Genomic DNA, 20,973 nt, shown 5'->3' with positions numbered 1-20,973 from the left:
GGTCCTCCGGCGCGTGCCGGGGCCCAGCGCGCGGTCCGCGACCGGGCGGCCGGGAGCCGGGCGGATTCGGCGCCGGAGCGGGGCCGCTGGTGACGGCGCCGACGGCGGTGTGACCAGGCTCAGCTGTCGGCGTAGTGGCGTAGGACCGGGTGCAGGTAGTCCACGTGCGGGCCCGGGAGGGTGGACAGGTCCGCTGGTGAGCCGACCAGTTCGATCCGGTCGAACTCGGGATCGTCACCGCGGGCGGTCTCCGCCGCCACCAGCTCGGCGTACCGGTCGTGCAGATCCGGTGCGGGACGCGGCGGGGCGAGGAACAGCACGCCGACGCCGCCGCGCTCGCCCCGGGTGGTCAGCCACCAGGTCAGGGCTTCGGGCGGGGTGTCGGAGCCGGTCTCCTCGGCCAGTTCGCGGGCCGCGTGGGCACGCAGCGCCGCAAGGTCCAACTCGTGGGGCCCGGCCGGGGGTTCGACGGTTCCGCCGGGCAGCTGCCAGCGGCCGGGAGCGGCGGTCGAGGGGGACATCCGGCCCACCGTCAGACGGCCGTCGTCGGCGGGCTGGACCACGGCCACGAACAGGGACGAGAGCGCGGGCGAGCCGGGCACGTGCCGCAGCGCGCGGTACCGGTAGGTGGCCCGGGCCCAGGTCAGCACCAGGCCGTCCGCCCCGTCACGCTCCACCCCGACGAGTGCTGCCGCCGGGCCGTCGAAGAGGGCCGGGTTCGCACGGACCGCCTCTTCCCACACCTCGTCCATCGCCGAGCGGTGCGGTCCCGACAGTGCCGGCAGAGCCGTCTCGACCAGGCGCAGGCGTACGGCGGGCAGGAGTTCCACCGTCGCGGGGCCGTGCGCGGTCACCGCAGGGCCGCCAGCGGGTCGTCCAGGACCGGCTGCCAGGCCAGTTCGGCCGCGCCGACCAGGCTGTTGTGGTCCAGCGTGCACGGCAGGATCGGTACGCCGCCGCTCTGGCCCCACAGGCTGCGGTCCGCGACGACCGCGCGCAGCCGGCCGGGGTCGGCGTCCAGCAGGGTGCGGTGCAGGCCGCCGAGGATGATGCGGTCGGGGTTGAGGATGTTGACGAGCCCGGCGAGACCGAGGCCCAGGCGGTCGATGAGCGCCTCGGCGGCCGTACGGACGGTCGGGTCGCCGTGCTGCGTGCGCAGCAGGTCGTTGGCCTGCTGGAGCAGGGACACCTCGGGGCCCGGCTCGCGGCCCGCCTCGACCAACAGCGCCAGCGGGTCCGCCTCGACGTCCAGACAGCCACGGCTGCCGCAGTGACAGGGGCGGCCCTCCGGGTTGACCGTGAGGTGGCCGACCTCCAGCGCGAGGCCCGAACTGCCCGTGTGCAGACGGCCGTCGAGGACCAGGGCACCGCCGACGCCCCGGTGCCCGGTGGCCACGCACAGCAGGTCGCGGGCGCCCCGGCCGGCGCCGTGCCGGTGTTCGGCGAGCGCGGCGAGGTTGACGTCGTTGCCTGCGAACGCGGGGCCGGTGAGGCCCGCGGCGCGCACGCACTCCGCGAAGATCCGCCGGACGGGGGCGCCGACGGGCCAGGCCAGGTGCAGGGGGTTGAGGGCGAGTCCGTCGGGTTCGGCTACGGCCGACGGTACGGCGAGCCCGGCGCCGACGCAGCGGCGGCCGGTCGTGCGCAACAGCTCGGCGCCCGCCTCCACCACCGAGCCGAGCACCTTCGCCGGGTCGGCGTCGACGGTCTCGCAGCCCGGCGCGGTCGCCACGATCCGGCCGCCGAGGCCGACGAGCGCGGCCCGGAACCCGTCGGCGTGGACCTGGGCCGCCAGCGCCACCGGCCCGTCCTCGGCCAGCTCCAGCCGGTGCGAGGGCCGGCCCTGGGAGCCGGCGGCCGCGCCGGGCCGGGCGTCCACCCGGATCAGCCCGAGCGCCTCCAGCTCGGCGGCCACCGCACCCGCCGTCGCCCGGGTGACCCCGAGCTCGGCGGTGAGCACGGCCCGGGTCGGTGCGCGCCCGGTGTGCACGAGCTCCAGCGCGGGCCCGAGCGCGCCGCGCCCCCGGTCCAGTCGCGCCCTCGGGGTCGTCCTCTCCCCCTCCGTCCGGGGGTCCGCCTTGCCGCTCATGAGGGCGAGTCTCCCATGATCCGCAACCGTGGGTCCGGGCCGCCTGCTACAGCCCGCTCACCCGCAGGGTGATGTTCAGCCGTCCGCCGAGACCCAGCCAGGGCGGTGCCGTACCGGGACGTACGCGCGGCACCCCGTGGTAGGCCCGCCGGGACGGCCCGCCGAAGACGAACAGATCGCCGCTGCGCAGCTCCACGTCGGTGTACGGCCGGGCGCGCGTCTCGGTGTTGCCGAAGCGGAACACGCACGTGTCGCCGAGGCTCAGCGAGACCACCGGTGCGTCCACGCGCTCGTCGGCGTCGCGGTGCATGCCCATGCGGGCGTCGCCGTCGTAGAAGTTGATCAGCGCGATGTCGTACGGCGCCGAGGGGACCGCCGCCGGGCCGAGCGTGTCGGCGACCGCGCGGCGGCCCAGCTCGCCGAGCCAGGCCGGGAAGGGCTTCACCGGGGCGCCGTCGCCGTCGACGGCCGTGCGGGCATAGGCGTACGGGTACCAGTGCCAGCCCAGGCAGACCTGCCGGGCGGTCATCGTGCCGCCGCCGGGCGTGCGGACCGTGCGCAGTCCGGCCGGGGGCCGGGCCCAGTCCCGGCAGGCGGCCAGCAGGTGCCGCTGCTCCTCGTCGTCCAGCCGGCCCGGGGCGTGCACGGCGCCCGGCGCGACCTGCGCGCTCTCCCGGGGAAACAGCTCCGCGTCCACGCGCTCCATCATGGCGCAGGCCCGCCGCACCACCCCTGATCTGCGGCTCCGCTAGCCTGGGGGCACGATGAGCGACCGTATGACGACACCGTGGGGCGAGGTCGAGCTGACCCGCTTCCCCGAGGATCCCCGCGACCGGCTGCGTGCCTGGGACGCCTCCGACGCGTACCTGCTGCGCCACCTGGCCGAGGAACAGGTGCCGCTCACCGGCGCGGTCGTGGTGGTCGGGGACCGCTGGGGCGCACTGGCGACGGCGCTCGCCGCGTACCACCCGACGCAGATCACCGACTCCTTCCTCAGCCAGGAGGCGACCCGGGCGAATCTGGCGCGGGCCGGCATGGAGCCGGGTGCCGTCCAGCTGCTCACCACCCAGGACCCGCCGCCGGAGCGCGTGGACGTGCTGCTGGTACGGGTGCCGAAGAGCCTCGCCCTGCTGGAGGACCAGCTGCTGCGGCTGGCGCCCGCCGTGCACGCGGGCACGGTCGTCGTCGGCACCGGCATGGTGAAGGAGATCCACACCTCCACGCTCCAGCTCTTCGAGCGGGTCCTCGGTCCGACCCGCACCTCGCTGGCCCGGCAGAAGGCCCGGCTGATCTTCTGCACCCCGGACCCGGCGCTGGAGCGGCCCGCGAACCCGTGGCCGTACACCTACGCCCTCCCGGACGACGTCGGGCCGGCCTCCGGGCGCACGGTCGTCAACCACGCCGGCGTCTTCTGCGCCGACCGTCTCGACATCGGCACGCGTTTCCTGCTGCGGCACCTGCCCGGCCCGGGCGCCGCCCGTGTGGTGGACCTCGGCTGCGGCAACGGCGTCGTCGGTACGGCGGTGGCGCTGGCGGACCCGTCGGCCGAGGTGCTGTTCGTCGACGAGTCGTTCCAGGCGGTGGCCTCGGCGGAGGCGACGTACAAGGCCAACGGGGTGCCCGGGCACGCGGAGTTCCGGGTCGGCGACGGGCTGGCCGGGGTGGCCCCGGGCAGCGTGGACCTCGTCCTGAACAACCCGCCGTTCCACTCCCACCAGGCGACGACCGACGCGACGGCATGGCGCATGTTCACCGGCGCGAAGCGCGCGCTGCGGCCGGGCGGCGAGCTGTGGGTGATCGGCAACCGCCATCTCGGGTACCACGTGAAGTTGAAACGGTTGTTCGGCAACAGCGAACTGGTCGCCTCCGACCCGAAGTTCGTGGTGTTGCGGGCGGTCAGGAAGGACTGAACGACCGGTCAGCCGAAGGTGCGGCTCAGCACCCCGATGATCCGGCGTACCTCGTCCGCCATCGCCTCCCTCCCCACGCTCAGGTACTTCCGCGAGTCGACGGCCTCGGGGTGGGTGGCGAGGAACTCCCGGATCGCCCCGGTCATCGCCACGTTGAGCGCCGTGCCGACGTTGACCTTGGCGATGCCGCCCGCGACCGCCTCGACCAGGCCGTCGTCCGGTACGCCGGAGGAGCCGTGCAGGACGAGCGGGACGGCGAGCGCCGCGGACAGCTGCTTCAGCAGTGCGTGGTCGAGGCGGGCCGTGCGGGTGGTCATGGCGTGCACGCTGCCGACGGCGACGGCGAGCGCGTCGACGCCGGTTCCGGCCACGAAGTCACGGGCCTGGTCGGGATCGGTGCGCGCGCCGGGCGCGTGGGCGTCCAGCGGAGGTCTGCCGTCCTTGCCGCCGACCTGCCCCAACTCGGCCTCGATCCAGAGTCCTTGGGAATGCGCCCAGTCGGCGGCGGCCCGGGTGACGGAGAGGTTGTCGGCGTACGGCAGCCGGGCCGCGTCGTACATCACCGAGCCGAACCCCGCGCCCGGCGCCTGACGCAACAGGTCGTCGCTCTGCACATGGTCCAGGTGCAACGCGACGGGCACGGTGGCCCGTTCGGCGGCGGCGACGGCGGCGCGGGCCAGCGGCAACAGCCGTCCGTAGCGGAACTTGACGGCGTTCTCACTGACCTGGAGGACGACGGGGGCTTCGGCCGACTCGGCGCCGGCGATGACGGCTTCGATGTGTTCCAGGGTGATGACGTTGAACGCGGCGACCGCGGAGCGGGCCGCGGAAGCGGAGGTGATCAGCTCGCCTGTGTTCACGAGGGGCACTTCGGGTGTCCTTCCGAAACGCGGACCGGGGGTGGCCGCAGGGGCGGGGCGGCCGGAGGTTCGACCGGAAACGGCCAGGGCTCGGCCGGCTGCCGGCAGAGGGTGAGCCGGGCTGCCGCCGGAGATGGGCGGCGGGGCCGGGCGGGCGGTGGCTGGGCGGTGGCTGCGCGTGGGCCACGCATCGGGGAAGGCCGGCGGGAGCCCGGCCGCGCGCCGGCCGGGGCCGGCGCTGCGCGGGCGCCAGGGCGTCAGGGCGCTAGGGCGTCAGGGCGTCAGGGCGCTAGGGCGCTAGGGCGTCAGGGCGTCAGGGCGTCAGGGCGTCAGGGCGTCAGGGGGCGAGGATCACCGAGCGGGTGAGATGGCGCGGCCGGTCGGGGTCGAGGCCGTGTGCGGCGGCCACGGCGACCGCGAGCCGCTGGACCCGGACGAGTTCGGCCAGCGGGTCGAGTTCGCCCTCGATCCACAACCCGCCGGTGGCGCCGACCTGTTGGGCGAGCCCGTCGGGTGCCTCGCCGAGCATCCACGCGGCCCTGCCCCCGGTGGTGATGCTGATCGGGCCGTGCCGGTACTCCATCGCCGGATAGGCCTCGGTCCAGGACAGGGAGGCCTCGCGCATCTTCAGACCGGCCTCGTTCGCGAGCCCGACGGTCCAGCCGCGGCCGAGGAAGGTGAACTGGGTGCAGGCGACGAGTTGTTCGGGAAGAGGAGTGGTGAGAGCCGTGCGCGCGTCGGCGACGACGGAGTCGGTGTGCAGGCCGAGATGGGCGCGGAGGAGGGTGAGGGCGGTGGTGGCGAACCGGGTCTGGACGACGGAGCGTTCGTCGGCGAAGTCCAGGACGACGAGGTCCTCGGCGGCGGACATGACGGGGGTGTCGGGGTCGGCGGTGACGGCGGTGGTCCGCGTCCGTCCCCGCAGCGCGCCGAGCAGCTCCAGCACTTCGGTCGTCGTACCGGAGCGGGTGAGGGCGACGACCCGGTCGTACGACCGCCCGTACGGGAACTCGGAGGCGGCGAACGCGTCGGTCTCGCCCTGCCCGGCGCCCTCCCGCAGCCCGGCCACCGCCTGCGCCATGAAGTACGAGGTCCCGCACCCCACGATCGCGACCCGCTCCCCGGACTCCGGCAGCGCGGCCTTGTACCGCTGCGCCCCTTCGGCGGCCCGCGCCCAGCACTCCGGCTGGCTGTTCAGCTCGTCCTCGACATGGGTCATGCCCACACCCTTCCCTCGCTGATTGTTCCTGCAAGATATAGCGGGCTTTCGAGCACAATCAAGCATCCACGCGCAGAGGACCGTGCGCTAGGGTCACCGGGAACACGGAGAAGGAGGCTGCGGATGTCCCGGGACGCCCGCTGGAAGGCGCTGCTGGAACTGCTCGTGGAGCGCGGCCGGCTGGAGGTCGAGGAGGCGGCGGCCGAGCTGGAGGTGTCGGCGGCGACGATCCGCCGGGACTTCGACCAGCTCGCGGAGCAGCAGATGCTGGTGCGCACCCGGGGCGGAGCGGTGGTGCACGGGGTGTCGTACGAACTCCCGCTGCGCTACAAGACCGCCCGCCGCGCCTCCGAGAAGCAGCGCATCGCCAAGGCCGTGGCCGATCTGCTGGCGCCGGGCGAGGCGGTGGGGCTCACGGGCGGTACGACCACCACGGAGGTGACCCGCGCCCTGGCCGTGCGCGGCGACCTGTCCAGCGGCTCACCGGCACTGACCGTCGTCACCAACGCGCTCAACATCGCCAACGAGCTCGCGGTGCGGCCCCAGTTCAAGATCGTGGTGACGGGCGGGGTCGCGCGCCCGCAGTCGTACGAGCTCATCGGCCCGCTCGCGGACGGGGTGCTCGGGCAGATCACGCTCGACGTGGCGGTACTCGGCGTCGTCGCCTTCGACGCCACGCACGGGGCGGCGGCGCACGACGAGGCGGAGGCCGCGATCAACCGGCTGCTGTGCGAGCGCGCCGAGCGGGTGGTGGTCGCCGCCGACTCCAGCAAGCTGGGCCGGCGCGCCTTCGCCCGGATCTGCGGAGCGGAGCTGGTGCACACGCTCGTGACGGACACGGCGGTACCGCAGGAGACGGTACGCCTCTTCGAGGAGGCAGGGATCCGGGTCCTGGCGGTGTGACACCCGGCCCGAGCCCCGCCGACGCGACGGCCGGCCCCGGCCGCGACCGGCCCGCGCCGAGCCCACCGGGCACGGCGGCCGGTGCGCACCCCCCGGGCACGACACCGGCCCACACCGGACCCACCCGGCACACCGGCCGGCGCAGAACCCTCACCCACGACACATCGACCCACACCGAGCCCGGGCACCGCGCAGGCCCGCACAGAAGCGGCGCGCGCCACCCACGGATCCGGCTCCGCCCACACCGGATCCGGCCACTTCGGACCCGGGGGCCTCGGATCCAGCCCCTTCCGCGCCGAGGTCCGCTTTCCGTGCCGACCGCCTCAGAACCGCCCCAGGTCGGCCTTCACGAACCCCGCCCCCCGCTGGTCGTTGCACCCGGTCTGCGGCCGGTCGGCCGGGTCGGGCCAGGCCTGCTGGGCCTGGAGGGCCACGCTCACCAGGGTGAGCAGCAGGTCGACGTCGCTCGCGGCGTCGAGGCGCAGGGTCACCCACTGAGAGCCGGGCACGATCCTGATCGCCCCCGAGTCCCTCAGGTCCTTGGCGAAGCGCCGGATGGCCCGGTCGGTCAGCCGTAGATCGACATCGCGGTCCGAGTGGAAGTGGGCGATCTCGCCGTGGGCCGAACTCACCGCCCCTCCCAGGCCGCAGCTCGGGATCGCCTGGCTCAGGTCGGGCCAGGTCGCCAGTTGCGCGAGCGCGCGCGAGGCCAACGTCATGGGGCCATCATGGACCGCTCACCCCTCGGCAACCAGCTTGTGAGCAAGCATTAACCGACCTGTATCCACCGGAGGACCGCGCACGGAAAGACTCCGGCCACCCCGAACGAGGCACACGGTGCGCGGGGTTGACGGCACGGCCGGCATCAACGCGCACAAGTAGGCGCAGCTCAAGGACACATCGTTCCCGCCACGGACAGGCCGGAGCCGGTCGCACGCGGCCGAGGGCGGCCCGTACGGCATGGAGAGGCGCTCGTCGCCGAGGCGAGCGCTGACGCGTTTCCGGTTGTCTCGCGATGTGAACACTCTTGGCCCGTCCGTACACGCGAGCACCCTGGAAAGACCTTGCACCTCCCCTCGGCCTCCCCCTAATCTGAGTTTGTGCCGCAAATAAACAAAACCCGATCGCACAACGTCGTGCCGGGCAGCAGTACCGATCTCACCCGGCTGCGGATCGCCCTGACCGCCTTCTTCGCCCTGGACGGCTTCATCTTCGCCGGGTGGGTCGTCCGGATTCCCGACATCAAGGAGCAGACCCACGCCTCGGCCAGTGATCTGGGCCTGGCGCTCCTCGGCGTCTCCGCCGGTGCGGTGATCACGATGACCCTCACCGGGCGCCTGTGCCGGCGCTACGGCAGCCATCCGGTCACCGTGGTCTGCGCCGTTCTGCTCTCCCTCAGCGTCGCCCTGCCCCCGCTCACCCACTCCGCGCCCGCGCTCGGCGCCGTACTGCTGGTCTTCGGCGCCGCCTACGGCGGGATCAACGTGGCCTTCAACAGCGCCGCCGTCGATCTGGTGGCCGCACTGCGGCGGCCGATCATGCCCACGTTCCATGCCGCGTTCAGCCTCGGCGGCATGATCGGCGCGGGCGTCGGCGGACTGGTCGCCGGTGCGCTCACCCCCACCCGGCATCTGCTCGGCCTCACCGTCGCGGGGCTGCTCGTCACCGCCCTCGCCGGGCGCACCCTGCTGCGGCAGGAGCCACCCGCGCCGGCCCGGACCCGCCCCTCGCCGCACCAGAAACCGCGGACCGGCGGCCCGCGACGCGGTGGTCACCGCGGGCTGGTCCTCGTCTTCGGGCTGGTCGCGCTCTGCACGGCCTACGGCGAGGGCGCCATGGCCGACTGGGGCGCGCTCCATCTCCAGCAGGACCTGGCGGCCTCGTCGGGTGTGGCGGCGGCCGGGTACTCGTGTTTCGCGCTGGCCATGACCATCGGCCGGGCGACCGGGACCACGCTCCTGGAACGCCTCGGCCGCGCGCGCACCGTGATCGCCGGAGGCGCCGTCGCGGCGGCGGGCATGCTGCTCGGCTCCCTCGCGCCGTCCGTGTGGGCGGCGCTGATCGGCTTCGCCGTCACCGGGCTCGGGCTCGCCAACCTCTTCCCGGTCGCCGTGGAGCGGGCGGGCGCGCTGGCCGGCCCGTCCGGGGTCGCCGTCGCCTCGACGCTGGGCTACGGCGGCATGCTCCTCGGGCCGCCCTCGATCGGCTTCATGGCCGACTGGTTCTCCCTGCCGACCGCGCTCACGAGCGTGGCGGCGCTGGCCGCCGTCGCCGCGTTCATCGGGGTCACGACGCGGCGGACCATGGGGCGCTGACGGACCTCGGGCACGCGGCGGTGGAGCGGAAAAGGCGGGCCTTCGAGCGGACTCCATCCGGCACACTCGCCCCATGGAGACTGCCGACTTCCTTCAGACCCTGGACCGCGAGGGCCGACTGCTCGCGGCGGCCGCCGACGCCGCGGGGACCGACGCCAAGGTGCCCACCTGCCCGGAGTGGCAGGTGCGCGACCTGCTGCGGCACACCGGCGCCGTGCACCGCTGGGCCGCCGGCTACATCACCGAAGGGGGCACCGCACGGCGCCCCTTCGGCGACCCGCCGGAGCTGGACGGCGCCGAGCTGGTGGCCTGGTACCGGGACAGTCACCGCCTGCTGGTCGACGCCCTGGCCGCCGCACCCTCCGACCTGGAGTGCTGGACGTTCCTTCCGGCGCCCAGCCCCTCACCGCTGGCGTTCTGGACCCGCCGGCAGGCACACGAGACGACCGTCCACCGGTACGACGCGGAGGCGGCGCGCGGCGGTACGGCCGCCCCGATCGCCCCGGACTTCGCGGTCGACGGCATCGACGAACTGCTGCGCGGCTTCCACGCCCGCTCCCGGAGCCGACTGCGCACGGAGGAGCCGCGCGTCCTGCGGGTGCGCGCGCTGCACGCAGGAGCGGAAGGGGTGCAAGGGGCGGACGCCGTGTGGACCGTACGACTGTCGGCCGAGCCGGCGGTGACCGTGCGGAACACGGCCGGCACAGATGACGAGACCGGCGAGGCCGAGGCCGAACTGTTCGGGCCCGCCGAAGAGTTGTACCTGGCGCTGTGGAACCGCAGGCCGGTGCCGAGCGTGCGCGGCGATCACTCGCTGGCCGAGCTGTGGCGGGAGAAGGGCGGCATCTGACACCCTGCCAGCCCCTCCGCCCCCTGACCCTCTTTCAGTCGGCGCAGGTCAGCATCCGCGCCAGCACCGCGCGCTGCACGGGCCGCACCTCGCCGTACAGCGCGCGCCCCTTGCCCGTCAGGGCCACCCGGACCCCGCGCCGGTCCTCTGCACACATCGCACGGTCGACCAGGCCGTCCTTCTCCAGGCGGCCGATCAGCCGGGACAGGGCGCTCTGACTGAGGTGGACCCGCTCGGAGATCTCCTGCACGCGGTAGGCGCAGCCGCCGTCGGCCGCCACCCCCTCGGCCAGCAGGTCGAGGACCTCGAAGTCGCTGGCGCACAGGCCGTGTTCGTGCAGCGCCCGGTCCAGCTCGCACTGGGTGCGGGCGTGCAGGGCCAGGATGTCCCGCCACTGCTCCACGAGTGCCTGCTCGGCCCTGTTCGCCGCCATGGGCGCACCGTAGCAGAGAAGCAAGATTGTTGCACCGTAATTAAATGCATTTGCATTCGATGCATGTGCATGTACTGTCTTCGGCATGACCTCTCCGCTCACCCCTTCCGCGGCCCCGTCCCCGGCCGTCCGCTGGACTCCTCGCCTGTGGGGCACCCTGCTGGTGCTCTGCGCGGCGATGTTCCTCGACGCGCTGGACGTGTCGATGGTCGGTGTCGCGCTCCCCTCCATCGGCTCCGACCTGCATCTGTCCACGTCGACGCTGCAATGGATCGTCAGCGGCTACATCCTGGGCTACGGAGGCCTGCTCCTCCTCGGCGGACGCACCGCCGACCTGCTCGGCCGGCGCCAGGTGTTCCTCGTCGCGCTCGGCGTCTTCGCGCTCGCCTCGCTGCTCGGCGGGCTCGTGGACTCCGGTCCGCTGCTGATCGCCAGCCGCTTCGTCAAGGGCCTCAGCGCGGCCTTCACCGCGCCGGCCGGACTGTCGATCATCACCACGACGTTCCCGGAGGGCCCGCTGCGCAACCGGGCCCTGTCCATCTACACCACCTGCGCCGCCACCGGGTTCTCCATGGGGCTGGTGCTCTCCGGCCTGCTCACCGAGGCCAGCTGGCGCTTCACCATGCTGCTGCCCGCGCCGATCGCGCTGCTCGCACTGGCCGCGGGCCTGCGGCTGCTGCCGCGCAGCGCCCGCGAGGAGAACCACGCCGGCTACGACATCCCGGGCGCCGTCCTCGGCACCGCGTCGATGCTGCTGCTGGTCTACACCGTCGTCCAGGCCCCCGAGGCCGGCTGGGCCTCGGCCCGTACGCTGCTGTCGTTCCTCGCCGTCGCCGTGCTGCTCACCGCGTTCGTCCTGGTCGAGCGGCGTTCGCCGAGCCCGCTGATCCGGCTGGGCGTGCTGCGCTCGGGCAGCCAGGTGCGCGCCCAGCTCGGCGCCATCGCCTTCTTCGGCTCCTACGTGGGCTTCCAGTTCCTGACGACGCTCTACATGCAGTCCCTGCTCGGCTGGTCCGCGCTGCACACGGCGCTCGCGTTCCTGCCGGCCGGCGCACTGGTGGCGGTGTCGTCCACGAAGGTCGGCGCGATCGTCGACCGGTTCGGTACGCCCCGGCTGATCGCGCTGGGCTTCGCCTTCATGGCGCTCGGGTACGCCCTGTTCCTGCGCGTCGATCTCGACCCCGTGTACGCGGCGGTCGTCCTGCCGTCGATGCTGCTGATCGGCGCCGCCTGCGCGCTGGTCTTCCCCTCGCTCAACATCCAGGCCACCAACGGCGTCGAGGACCATGAGCAGGGCATGGTCTCCGGTCTGCTCAACACCTCGGTGCAGGTGGGCGGCGCGCTGTTCCTGGCGGTGGTGACGGCCGTGGTCACCGCGGGCGCCCCCGCACACGCCACCCCGCAGGCCGTCCTCGACAGCTACCGGCCCGGCTTCCTCGTCGTCACGGGCATCGCGCTGGCGGGCCTGCTGATCACGCTCACCGGTCTGCGCGGCCGCCGTGGCCGACCGTCCGTGGTGGTCGCCCGGTCCACGTCCACGGTGCGGGAGGCGGAAGCGGAGCGCGTGGCGGTCCGCGACTAGGTGTACTCGGCCAAGAGGTTGGTGACTCGCGTCGGTAGTTGATCAAAAGAGGACCTCCGGGCGTAGTGGAGATGCCTGTCTTCACGACAACCGGAGGTCTTGGTGACCCACGCTAATGCCCGGCTGACCTTCCACGGCAGATGCCTTCTGGTGCGCCGTGTCGTGCACGATCTGCGTCCGGTGGCACACGTGGCGAAGGAGCTGGGAGTGTCGCGCCAGTGCGCGCACCGATGGGTGGCGCGTTTTTGGGCCGAGGGATGGGACGGCCTGCACGACCGATCCAGCCGGCCCCGCACCTGCCCGAGGCGTACTGCCGAACACGTCGAGGCCGCGGTGCTCGACGCACGCCGCACCCACCGGCGGGGGCCGGACTTCCTCGCAGGCCCTAGGGGGAAGCCTCGTTACGTGCGCCCGGCGGGAGTTGGTTTGCCCGCCGGGCGCACGTCTGTGAGGCTGAGGTGATGGACAGCCACGGGGGACGCCGCACCAAGGCCCGGCAGGACGCGGCCACGGTCGAGATCGGCTATGCGCTGGTGAGCGCCGGGTTCGCGGCCGCGGTGCTGTTCGGAGCCGTCGCGGGGCCGGCGCTGCTCTTCTCTCTGCTCCGAGCGCTGGGGACGGCGCTGGTGTGGGCCGGTCTCGTGGTCGCGCCCGTGGTCTTCCTGGCCCGGGTGGTGAGCGTGCTGGTGCGCTTCCGGCGGGGCGCTCAGCCCAGCCAGCCGGGTCGCACCAACCCCGACTCGTAGGCCAGCACGACGAGTTGGGCGCGGTCGCGGACGCCCAGTTTCACCATCGCGCGGCTCACATGGGTCTTGGCCGTCAGCGGGCTGACCACCAGGCGGCGGGCGATCTCCTCGTTGGACAGGCCGATGCCGACCAGCGCCATCACCTCCCGCTCCCGCTCGGTCAGCCGGGCGAGGGCGTCGGCCGCCGCGGGCTCCTTGGAGCGGGCCGCGAACTCGGCGATCAGGCGCCGGGTGACGCCGGGCGACAGCAGCGCGTCGCCGTCGACCACCGCCCGTACGGCGCGCACGAGTTCGTCCGGTTCGGTGTCCTTCACCAGGAAGCCGGAGGCACCGCAGCGGATGGCCTCGAAGACGTACTCGTCGAGCTCGAAGGTGGTGAGCATGACCACCTTGACGTCCGCCAGATCCGCGTCGTCCGTGATGCGCCGGGTCGCGGCCAGGCCGTCGAGCCGGGGCATGCGGATGTCCATGAGGACGACGTCCGGCGCCCGTTCGCGCACCAGGCGCAGCGCCGCCTCGCCGTCGGCCGCCTCGCCGGCCACCTCGATGTCCGGCTGCGCGTCGAGCAGCGCTCTGAAACCGGCCCGCACGAGCGACTGGTCGTCGGCGAGCAGTACCCGGATCACTGGTCCTCCCTGAGATGCGACGGCAGTACGGCGAGCACCCGGAAGCCGCCGTCGGGGCGCGGGCCCGCCTCGATGGTGCCACCGAGCGCGGCCGCCCGCTCCCGCATGCCGGCCAGCCCGTTCCCGCTGCCCCCGGCGTCGGCGCCGGTCGCGGGTCCGTCGTCGTCGACGCGCAGCCGCAGCGCGTCGCCGTCATGGGCGAACGCCACGCGCGCGTGCCGCGATCCGGAGTGCCGTACGACGTTGGTCAGCGCCTCCTGGACGATGCGGAACGCGGCCAGGTCGGCCCCCGCCGGCAGCTGCGGCAGCACGCCCTCGACCTCGACGGTCAGCCCGGCGGCGGCCGCCTGTTCCACCAGTTCCGGCAGCCGGTCCAGGCCCGGGGCGGGCGTGCGCGGGGCGGCGCCGGGGGCGCGCAGGGTGTCGAGCACCTGGCGCACCTCGCCGAGGGCCTCCTTGCTGGCGGCCTTGATGGTGGTGAGCGCGGTCCGCGCCTGCTCGGGGTCGCTGTCGAGCAGCGCGAGGCCCATCCCGGCCTGGACGTTGATGACGGAGATGCTGTGCGCGAGGACGTCGTGCAGTTCGCGGGCGATCCGCAGCCGTTCCTCGTCGGCGCGCCGCCGGGCCGCCTGCGCGCGGTCCGCCCGCTCCCGGGCCCACTGTTCGCGCCGCACCCGGGCCAGTTCGGCCACGGCGAAGACCGCCAGCACCCAGGCGGCGAGGCCGATCTCCTGGATGACGCCCGCGCCCTTGTCCCCCGGGGGCGGCAGCCAGCGGTACAGCCAGAGCGCGACCAGGGCGTGCCCGGCCCACAGCAGTCCCACGGCCGCCCAGGCGGCCCGCCGGTGCCCGGCCACGACCGCGCTGAAGCAGGCCACCGCGACCGTCAGACAGACCGGTCCGTAGGGGTAGCCCGTGGCCAGGTAGCCGAGGGTCACCGCCGCCGTGCCGAACACCACGGCCACCGGGTGGCGGTGGCGCCACAGCAGCAGGAGCGAGGCGGCGAGCAGCAGCACGCGCGCGTAGAGATCGAGCGGCACCCGGTGCGGCTGGCCGTGCCCGGCGAAGTTGCTGCCGACCAGCACGAACACGGTGAACAGCGTCGTCGAGCGCCAGGGCCAGGCCCGCCCCCGGTGCGGCTCCGTGTCGTCCGGGCCGTCGCGCCAGGCAGGTCCGTACCGCGACCACGGGGGCCCGTACCGCCACCGCGGCGAGGGGGCGCGCTGCTCTTCCATGCCCGCCACGCTAGACGCCGGCGGCGGCGCCGGACGTCCGCCGGGCGAGGTGATCACTCGTACTCCCCGGGGAGTACGACGCCCACCACGGGGGACCTCGCCCCTACCGCAGCCCGACCCCGTGTGCCAGCTGCGTGACCGTGTGCCGGAAGAAGCTCTCCCGGTCCTCGACCACCTTGTGGAACTGGCCGAACAGCTCGAAGCTCACCAGCCCGAACAGCTGGGCCCAGGCCGCCACCATCGCCACGGCGACCTCGGGGGGCAGGTCGGGGGCGAGGTCGGCGGCCATGCGCTCGGCCTCGGGGCGCAGGGTGGCGGGCAGGGGCAGGTCGGCGAGACCGGGGCCCTCGTGCGCGGCGCGGATGATGTCGATGAGAACGAGACCCACGCGGGAGGCGGCCGGGACGGTGGTCTCGGGGGCGGCGTAGCCGGGCACGGGCGAGCCGTAGATCAGCGCGTACTCGTGCGGATGCGCGAGCGCCCAGCCCCGCACCGCCTCGCACACGGCGGTCCAGCGGGCCACGGGCGCGGCACCGCGCGCCGCGTCGTGCGCCCGCTCCGCACGCTCGCCGAGGGAGTCGTAGGCGTCGATGATCAGGGCGGTCAGCAGCTCGTCGCGGCTGGGGAAGTACCGGTACAGGGCCGAGGAGACCATGCCGAGTTCGCGCGCGACGGCCCGCAGTGAGAGCTTCGCCGCGCCCTCGTCCGCCAGCTGTCTGCAGGCCGCTTCCTTGATGGCGGCGGTGACTTCCGTCCTGGCCCGTGCGCGGGCGCCCTGTGGGGTGCTCATACCCTCCAGTCTGCCACGAGAGAGAGCAGTGCACACAAAAGAGAGCAGCGCTCTTGCATTCTCGTGCCGACCTCCCCCACACTGGAGCCAACCGAGAGCACCGCTCTCCCAAACCGTGGGGGTCACCATGTCGTCACACGTCAAGAAGCCGGGCTGGTTCACCGTCAACGTCTTCAACCGGACGGTGGCCTGGCTCACCGGGCGCGGCATCAGCATCTGGGGTTCCCGGGTCCTCGCGGTGCGCGGACGCAAGAGCGGGCAGTGGCGTACGACTCCGGTGAACCTGCTGACGGTCGACGGGCAGCAGTACCTGGTCGCCCCGCGCGGCCATGTCCAGTGGACCCGCAACATGCGGGCGGTCGGCGGGGGCGAACTGCGGCTCGGCAGCAGCGTGGACGTCTTCACCGCCGCCGAGGTCGCCGACGACGACAAGGTCCCGCTGCTGCGCGCCTACCTCAAGCGCTGGAAGGCGGAGGTCGGAGTCTTCTTCGACGGCGTCGGCCCCGACTCCCCGGACGAGGACCTGCGCCGTATCGCCCCCGACCACCCCGTCTTCCGGATCACCGTCACGAACTGACCGGATCCTCCGCCGGGGCGCTCTGTTCCCGGTCCAGCGCGGTCAGGGCGCGCTGGGCGAGCGGGCGGGAGCGGACGATCTCGGCGACCGAGGTCTTGCCCTGGGTGATCTCCCGGAACGCCCGCCAGGCGGGGCGGAATCCGGTGAGGGCCGCGTGGAAGAGGCCGGGACGCTTCTCGAACGCGGTCAGCAACCGCTTGCCGACGCTCATCTCGACGCCGAGTCCGGCCTTGACCGCGAACGCGTAGTTCAGGGCCTGGCGGCGGGTGTCGACCGCGTCGTGCGCCTCGGCGATGCGCACCGCCCACTCCCCCGCGAGCCGGCCCGAGCGCAGCGCGAAGGAGATGCCCTCGCGCGTCCACGGCTCCAGCAGACCGGCCGCGTCACCGCAGACCAGCACCCGCCCCCGGGACAACGGCGAGTCGTCCGCGCGGCAGCGGGTCAGATGCCCGGAGGAGATGGACGGCTCGAAGCCGGCCAGGCCGAGCCGGGCGATGAAGTCCTCCAAGTACCGCTTCGTGGCGGCGCCTTCGCCGCGCGCGGAGATCACGCCGACCGTCAGGGTGTCGCCCTTCGGGAACACCCAGCCGTAACTGCCCGGCATCGGGCCCCAGTCGATGAGGACCCGGCCCTTCCAGTCCTCGGCGACGGACTCCGGGACCGGGATCTCCGCCTCCAGGCCGAGGTCCACCTGGGCCGGCTTCACCCCGACATGGGCCCCTATCCGGCTGGCGCTGCCGTCGGCGCCGACGACCGCGCGGGCCAGCACCGTCTCGCCGCCCTGGAGCAGGACGGCGACCGTGCGCCGGTCGGGGACCGCCGAGCCGTGCTGCTCCACGCGCTGCACCGTGACGCCCGTACGCAGCTCGGCGCCCGCCTTCTGGGCGTGCTCGACCAGCTGCTGGTCGAACTCGGGGCGGTTGATCAGGCCGAACAGCATCTGCTTGGAGCGGCGGGTGCGGGCGAAACGGCCGTTGTGGGAGAACGTGACCGCGTGCACCCGGTCGCGGAAGGGCAGCTCGAAGCCCGGGGGCAGGGCGTCGCGCGAGGGGCCGATGATGCCGCCGCCACAGGTTTTGTAGCGCGGCAACTCGGCTTTCTCCAGCAACAGCACGCGCCGTCCGGCGACCGCGGCCGCATAGGCGGCCGAGGCCCCCGCGGGTCCCGCGCCCACCACGACGACGTCCCACACCTGCTGCACGTCGTCCGCCGAAGAGTTCTCGCCGCTCACGATGGTCTACTGCTCCGATCCAGCCGCTGCCGTAGTGTCCCCCGCATCCTACGGCGGTCGTCGCCGCAGGCCACTGTGGGAGTATCGGGGTACTCACCCCGTTCAACGTCGCACCCACGAGGAGCGTGCCCATGTCGTCGAATCCGGTCGCCGAGACCGTCGCCTCGCTGATGCCCCGGGCGAAGGCGGAGCTGACCGAGCTCGTCGCCTTCCGGTCGGTGGCCGACTTCGCGCAGTTCCCGAAGAGCGAGAGCGAGGCCGCCGCGCGCTGGATCACCGAGGCGCTCACCGCCGAGGGCTTCGTCGACGTGGCCCTGCTGGACACCCCGGACGGCACCCAGTCGGTCTACGGCTACCTGCCGGGCCCCGAGGGTGCGAAAACGGTTCTGCTCTACGCCCACTACGACGTGCAGCCGCCGCTGGACGAGGCCGGCTGGACCACCCCGCCGTTCGAGCTGACCGAGCGTGACGGCCGCTGGTACGGCCGCGGGAGCGCCGACTGCAAGGGCGGCTTCATCATGCACCTGCTCGCGCTGCGCGCCCTGAAGGCGAACGGCGGCGTCCCGGTGAACGTGAAGATGATCGTCGAGGGCTCGGAGGAGCAGGGCACCGGCGGCCTGGAGCGCTACGCCGAGCAGCACCCCGAGCTGCTCGCGGCCGACACGATCGTGATCGGCGACGCGGGCAACTTCCGGGCCGGCCTGCCCACCGTGACCACCATCCTGCGCGGGATGACCCTGCTCCGGGTGCAGATCGACACCCTGGAGGGCAACCTGCACTCGGGCCAGTTCGGCGGTGCCGCCCCGGACGCGCTGGCCGCGCTCATCCGGGTCCTGGACTCGCTGCGCGCCGCGGACGGCTCGACCACCGTCGACGGTCTCGACGCCTCGGCCACGTGGGACGGCCTGGAGTACACCGAGGAGCAGTTCCGCTCCGACGCCCGGGTGCTCGACGGTGTCGAACTGACCGGCGGCGGCGCCGTCGCCGACCGCCTGTGGGCCCGCCCCGCGGTCAGCGTCCTCGGCATCGACTGCCCGCCGGTCGTCGGCGCGACCCCCTCGGTGCAGTCCACGGCCCGGGCCCTGATCAGCCTGCGGGTACCGCCGGGCGTGGACGCCGCCGAGGCGACCAAGCTGCTCCAGGCGCACATCGAGGCGCACACCCCGTGGGGCGCCCGGGTCAGCACCGAGCACATCGGCCAGGGCCAGCCCTTCCGCGCCGACCCCACCAGCCCGGCCTACCGGGCCATGGCCGACGCGATGGCCGCGGCCTACCCCGGCGAGACCATGCAGTACGCCGGACAGGGCGGCTCCATCCCGCTGTGCAACACCCTCGCCGGGCTCTACCCGCGGGCCGAGATCCTGCTCATCGGTCTCAGCGAGCCGGAGGCGCAGATCCACGCGGTCAACGAGAGCGTCTCCCCCGAGGAGCTGGAGCGCCTGTCGGTCGCCGAGGCACTGTTCCTGCGCAACTACGCCGGCTGACCCCTCCGGGTCTCCCGTCCGCCGCTTCTGCCGGCGGCAGAGCGCCCTCGCCTGTGGGCGGGGGCGCTGCCTACGGTCGGGGCATGGACGTCATCGAACTGCTCCCCCGGCTGCACCTGCTGCGCTTCCCCGTCGGCCAGGCCTATCTCTGGCGCGACGACGACGAGTTGACGCTCGTCGACGCGGGCACGATCGGTGCCGGCCCGGCGATCGCCGACGCGATCACGGCGCTGGGGCACGCGCCCTCGGACGTACGGCGGATCGTGCTGACCCATTTCCACGAGGACCACGTGGGCGGGGCGGGCGAGTTCGCCGCGCTGAGCGGCGCCGAGGTGCTGGCGCACCGCCTCGACGCCCCGGTCGTCCGCGGGGAACTCCCCGGCCCGCGGCCCCGGTTCGAGGACTGGGAGCTGCCGATCCGCCTGGAAGTGAGCAGGCGACTGCCGCAGGGGACGCCGGTGCCGCCCTCCTCGGTCACCGACGTGTCCGACGGCGAGGTGCTCGACTTCGGCGGCGGGGCACGCGTGCTCCATGTCCCCGGGCACACGGACGGCAGCATCGCGCTGTTCCTGCCCACCGAGGGCGTGCTGTTCACCGGGGACACGGTGGCCGCGTCACCGGCCGACGGCTCGGTGATCCCAGGGGTGTTCAACCTCGACCGCCCGCAACTTTTCGCCTCTCTGCGGCGGTTGGCGGAGCTGGACGCGGAGGTGGCGTGCTTCGGGCACGGCGACCCGGTGCTGACGGGTGCGGCGGCGGCGCTGTGCGAGGTGGCAGCCACCGCCTGAACACCGGACCACCGGGGATCAGCCGACCGGCACCCCGCCCTCCAGATACAGGGCGGTGCCCCGCTCACGGGCCCGCAGCGCCCAGCGCAGCCGCTCATAGCGGACCGGCGGGAGCATCCCTGCGGCCTCCTGCTCGCCGGCGAAGCGCCAGGCGCGCAGCTCCGGGCCCGGCAGCAGCACCCGGGACGCCTCGGCGGGCTCCAGTCTGCCGCCGTCGAACAGCAGCCGCAGCCCGCCGAAGCCGGGCGGCGCGGGCCGCTCCCAGTCCACGACGAGCAGCCGGGGCACCTCCCGCAGCTCTATCCCGGTCTCCTCGGCGACCTCCCGCATCCCGGCGCGGGCGGGCGCCTCACCCCGCTCGACCACCCCGCCGGGGAACTCCCAGCCGGGCTTGTAGGTCGGGTCGACGAGCAGCACCCGGTCGTGTTCGTCAAAGAGCAGCACCCCGGCGGCGAGCGTCTCGGCGGTCGGCTCGGGGGTCTGCACGATGTCGCAGGGGGGTACGGTCCCGCCGGAGACGGCGTCGGCGATGCGGACGGCGGTCTCATGCGGGGTGAGGTCGCCGGTGTCCACGAGGTGGGCGTCGGCGGTGAGCCAGGAGGCGAGGGCGGCGCGGTAGGGCTCGATGTGGTCGTACGACCACTGCCGTATCCGTATCTCGCCGTCGGGCAGGTCGGGCGGGATCTCCCGGCCGGCCATCCGCTCGCGCAGGATCGTTTCGGCCGGGGCGAGGAGCAGATGGTGCACGGGGATCCTGCGGGTGGCGAGGCCGCCGAAGATCTCGTCGCGGTACTCCTGGCGGAGCAGGGTCATGGGCACCACGAGGGTCCCGCCCAGCTCGGCCAGCATCGCGGCGGCCGTGTCGACGACCAGCCGGCGCCAGATCGGCAGGTCCTGGATGTCGCCGACCTCGGCGAGGCGCTTGGGCGGCAGGAGGTGCGTGAGCGACCCGCCGACGACCTCGGGGTCGAAGAGCGTGCTGTTCGGGATCAGCTCGATCAGTTCCCGTGCGGCGGTGGTCTTCCCCGCACCGAACGCGCCGTTGATCCAGACGACGGTCACGGACTCCCCCTCTTCTGTTGGCCCCCTGTGGCTTGCCCGCAACACCCTGCCACGGAAACCCCGCCCCGGTGAGGGCGCCCGCACAGGAGTGCCGGTGCCCCCTGCGGCGGGAACACCGGCATGCGCGCGGAGAGCGCCGAAGCCAGGGGGTGGGGGGGGGGGGGGAGCGCCGGGGCGGCGGCCCACCCCCCCAACAAGGGGGCCCAGACAGAGGGCGGGGCGCGCGCCTACGGGCGGGGGGGGGGGGGGGGGGCGGGCGGGGGGGGGGGGGGG

General features: G+C 73.7%; 21 protein-coding genes and 1 pseudogene. 10 read left to right on the top strand and 12 right to left on the bottom strand.

The annotated features are described in order from the left end of the window. Positions 1–119 precede the first annotated feature (119 nt). Genes ACZ4MF_RS24115 through ACZ4MF_RS24105 form a run of 3 tightly spaced genes read right to left on the bottom strand, consistent with a single transcriptional unit; the run spans position 120 to position 2,786 of the window. Complete coding sequence (locus ACZ4MF_RS24115; RefSeq protein WP_467493991.1) at positions 120–854, bottom strand: NUDIX domain-containing protein; 735 nt, start codon at positions 852–854, stop codon at positions 120–122. Beyond that, entirely contained in the window at positions 851–2,089 is a 1,239-nt protein-coding gene (locus tag ACZ4MF_RS24110) for an ROK family protein (protein WP_467493990.1), read from the bottom strand. The genes ACZ4MF_RS24115 and ACZ4MF_RS24110 overlap by 4 nt, the downstream gene beginning before the upstream one ends. 46 nt (positions 2,090–2,135) lie before the next feature. After that, positions 2,136–2,786, bottom strand: coding sequence for an alpha-ketoglutarate-dependent dioxygenase AlkB family protein (locus tag ACZ4MF_RS24105; RefSeq protein WP_467493989.1), 651 nt, complete (start codon positions 2,784–2,786; stop codon positions 2,136–2,138). Positions 2,787–2,865: 79 nt separating this feature from the next. Between ACZ4MF_RS24105 and ACZ4MF_RS24100 the strand changes: the two genes are divergently transcribed. Beyond that, entirely contained in the window at positions 2,866–3,999 is a 1,134-nt protein-coding gene (locus tag ACZ4MF_RS24100) for a methyltransferase (RefSeq protein WP_467493988.1), read from the top strand. A gap of 8 nt (positions 4,000–4,007) precedes the next feature. Here the strand turns inward: ACZ4MF_RS24100 and ACZ4MF_RS24095 are convergent, their stop codons facing one another. Both ACZ4MF_RS24095 and ACZ4MF_RS24090 read right to left on the bottom strand, forming a co-directional pair. Then, entirely contained in the window at positions 4,008–4,868 is an 861-nt protein-coding gene (locus tag ACZ4MF_RS24095) for a class II fructose-bisphosphate aldolase (protein ID WP_467493987.1), read from the bottom strand. 328 nt (positions 4,869–5,196) lie between these two features. Further along, positions 5,197–6,078 (bottom strand): SIS domain-containing protein, encoded by an 882-nt coding sequence (locus ACZ4MF_RS24090; protein WP_467493986.1) that lies wholly within the window; start codon positions 6,076–6,078, stop codon positions 5,197–5,199. Positions 6,079–6,201: 123 nt separating this feature from the next. On the opposite strand from ACZ4MF_RS24090, the gene ACZ4MF_RS24085 reads away from it, so the two are divergent. Continuing rightward, a complete protein-coding gene (locus tag ACZ4MF_RS24085) occupies positions 6,202–6,981 on the top strand; it encodes a DeoR/GlpR family DNA-binding transcription regulator (RefSeq protein WP_467493985.1) in 780 nt (259 codons plus the stop codon). Positions 6,982–7,304: 323 nt separating this feature from the next. On the opposite strand, the gene ACZ4MF_RS24080 is transcribed toward ACZ4MF_RS24085, so the two are convergent. Beyond that, the gene (locus ACZ4MF_RS24080; RefSeq protein ID WP_467493984.1) at positions 7,305–7,700 is read right to left on the bottom strand and encodes a luciferase domain-containing protein; all 396 of its coding nucleotides are present in this window, start codon (positions 7,698–7,700) and stop codon (positions 7,305–7,307) included. Between the two features lie 417 nt (positions 7,701–8,117). On the opposite strand from ACZ4MF_RS24080, the gene ACZ4MF_RS24075 reads away from it, so the two are divergent. Both ACZ4MF_RS24075 and ACZ4MF_RS24070 read left to right on the top strand, forming a co-directional pair. Next, entirely contained in the window at positions 8,118–9,296 is a 1,179-nt protein-coding gene (locus ACZ4MF_RS24075) for an MFS transporter (RefSeq protein ID WP_467493983.1), read from the top strand. 73 nt (positions 9,297–9,369) lie between these two features. Next, positions 9,370–10,146 (top strand): maleylpyruvate isomerase family mycothiol-dependent enzyme, encoded by a 777-nt coding sequence (locus tag ACZ4MF_RS24070; protein ID WP_467493982.1) that lies wholly within the window; start codon positions 9,370–9,372, stop codon positions 10,144–10,146. Positions 10,147–10,180: 34 nt separating this feature from the next. Here ACZ4MF_RS24070 and ACZ4MF_RS24065 read toward each other — a convergent pair whose 3' ends face one another. Continuing rightward, positions 10,181–10,579: a MarR family winged helix-turn-helix transcriptional regulator gene (locus ACZ4MF_RS24065; protein WP_467493981.1), complete on the bottom strand. Its 399-nt coding sequence runs from the start codon at positions 10,577–10,579 to the stop codon at positions 10,181–10,183. Between the two features lie 85 nt (positions 10,580–10,664). Between ACZ4MF_RS24065 and ACZ4MF_RS24060 the strand changes: the two genes are divergently transcribed. From ACZ4MF_RS24060 to ACZ4MF_RS24050, 3 genes and pseudogenes are all read left to right on the top strand, one after another. After that, entirely contained in the window at positions 10,665–12,161 is a 1,497-nt protein-coding gene (locus tag ACZ4MF_RS24060; RefSeq protein WP_467493980.1) for an MFS transporter, read from the top strand. 102 nt (positions 12,162–12,263) lie between these two features. After that, positions 12,264–12,560 (top strand): annotated as a pseudogene (locus ACZ4MF_RS24055) (leucine zipper domain-containing protein); the annotation flags it as partial. 62 nt (positions 12,561–12,622) lie between these two features. Further along, entirely contained in the window at positions 12,623–12,907 is a 285-nt protein-coding gene (locus ACZ4MF_RS24050) for a DUF6332 family protein (RefSeq protein ID WP_467493979.1), read from the top strand. On the opposite strand, the gene ACZ4MF_RS24045 is transcribed toward ACZ4MF_RS24050, so the two are convergent. The 3 genes from ACZ4MF_RS24045 to ACZ4MF_RS24035 form a co-directional block, all read right to left on the bottom strand. After that, complete coding sequence (locus tag ACZ4MF_RS24045) at positions 12,868–13,533, bottom strand: response regulator (protein WP_467493978.1); 666 nt, start codon at positions 13,531–13,533, stop codon at positions 12,868–12,870. The two genes, ACZ4MF_RS24050 and ACZ4MF_RS24045, sit on opposite strands and share 40 nt — an antisense overlap. After that, positions 13,530–14,768: a sensor histidine kinase gene (locus ACZ4MF_RS24040; RefSeq protein ID WP_467493977.1), complete on the bottom strand. Its 1,239-nt coding sequence runs from the start codon at positions 14,766–14,768 to the stop codon at positions 13,530–13,532. The genes ACZ4MF_RS24045 and ACZ4MF_RS24040 overlap by 4 nt, the downstream gene beginning before the upstream one ends. A 103-nt stretch (positions 14,769–14,871) precedes the next feature. Further along, positions 14,872–15,558, bottom strand: coding sequence for a TetR/AcrR family transcriptional regulator (locus ACZ4MF_RS24035; RefSeq protein WP_467493976.1), 687 nt, complete (start codon positions 15,556–15,558; stop codon positions 14,872–14,874). Between the two features lie 127 nt (positions 15,559–15,685). Here ACZ4MF_RS24035 and ACZ4MF_RS24030 point away from each other — a divergent pair, with 127 nt between their 5' ends. After that, entirely contained in the window at positions 15,686–16,135 is a 450-nt protein-coding gene (locus ACZ4MF_RS24030) for a nitroreductase family deazaflavin-dependent oxidoreductase (RefSeq protein ID WP_467493975.1), read from the top strand. Here the strand turns inward: ACZ4MF_RS24030 and ACZ4MF_RS24025 are convergent. Further along, positions 16,125–17,366: a geranylgeranyl reductase family protein gene (locus ACZ4MF_RS24025; protein ID WP_467493974.1), complete on the bottom strand. Its 1,242-nt coding sequence runs from the start codon at positions 17,364–17,366 to the stop codon at positions 16,125–16,127. The two genes, ACZ4MF_RS24030 and ACZ4MF_RS24025, sit on opposite strands and share 11 nt — an antisense overlap. Before the next feature lie 131 nt (positions 17,367–17,497). Between ACZ4MF_RS24025 and ACZ4MF_RS24020 the strand changes: the two genes are divergently transcribed. Together ACZ4MF_RS24020 and ACZ4MF_RS24015 are read left to right on the top strand one after the other, a co-directional pair. Further along, the gene (locus tag ACZ4MF_RS24020; protein WP_467493973.1) at positions 17,498–18,850 is read left to right on the top strand and encodes a M20/M25/M40 family metallo-hydrolase; all 1,353 of its coding nucleotides are present in this window, start codon (positions 17,498–17,500) and stop codon (positions 18,848–18,850) included. Positions 18,851–18,933: 83 nt separating this feature from the next. Continuing rightward, the gene (locus ACZ4MF_RS24015; protein WP_467493972.1) at positions 18,934–19,638 is read left to right on the top strand and encodes an MBL fold metallo-hydrolase; all 705 of its coding nucleotides are present in this window, start codon (positions 18,934–18,936) and stop codon (positions 19,636–19,638) included. Between the two features lie 18 nt (positions 19,639–19,656). Here ACZ4MF_RS24015 and ACZ4MF_RS24010 read toward each other — a convergent pair whose 3' ends face one another. Then, positions 19,657–20,700, bottom strand: a complete 1,044-nt coding sequence (locus tag ACZ4MF_RS24010; protein WP_467493971.1) for an NUDIX hydrolase — start codon at positions 20,698–20,700, stop codon at positions 19,657–19,659. Positions 20,701–20,973 lie beyond the last annotated feature (273 nt).

Source organism: Streptomyces sp. NPDC025793, assembly GCF_055558375.1.
Note: the sequence above shows the minus strand (reverse complement) of the source record. Positions and strands in the feature narration are given on the sequence as shown.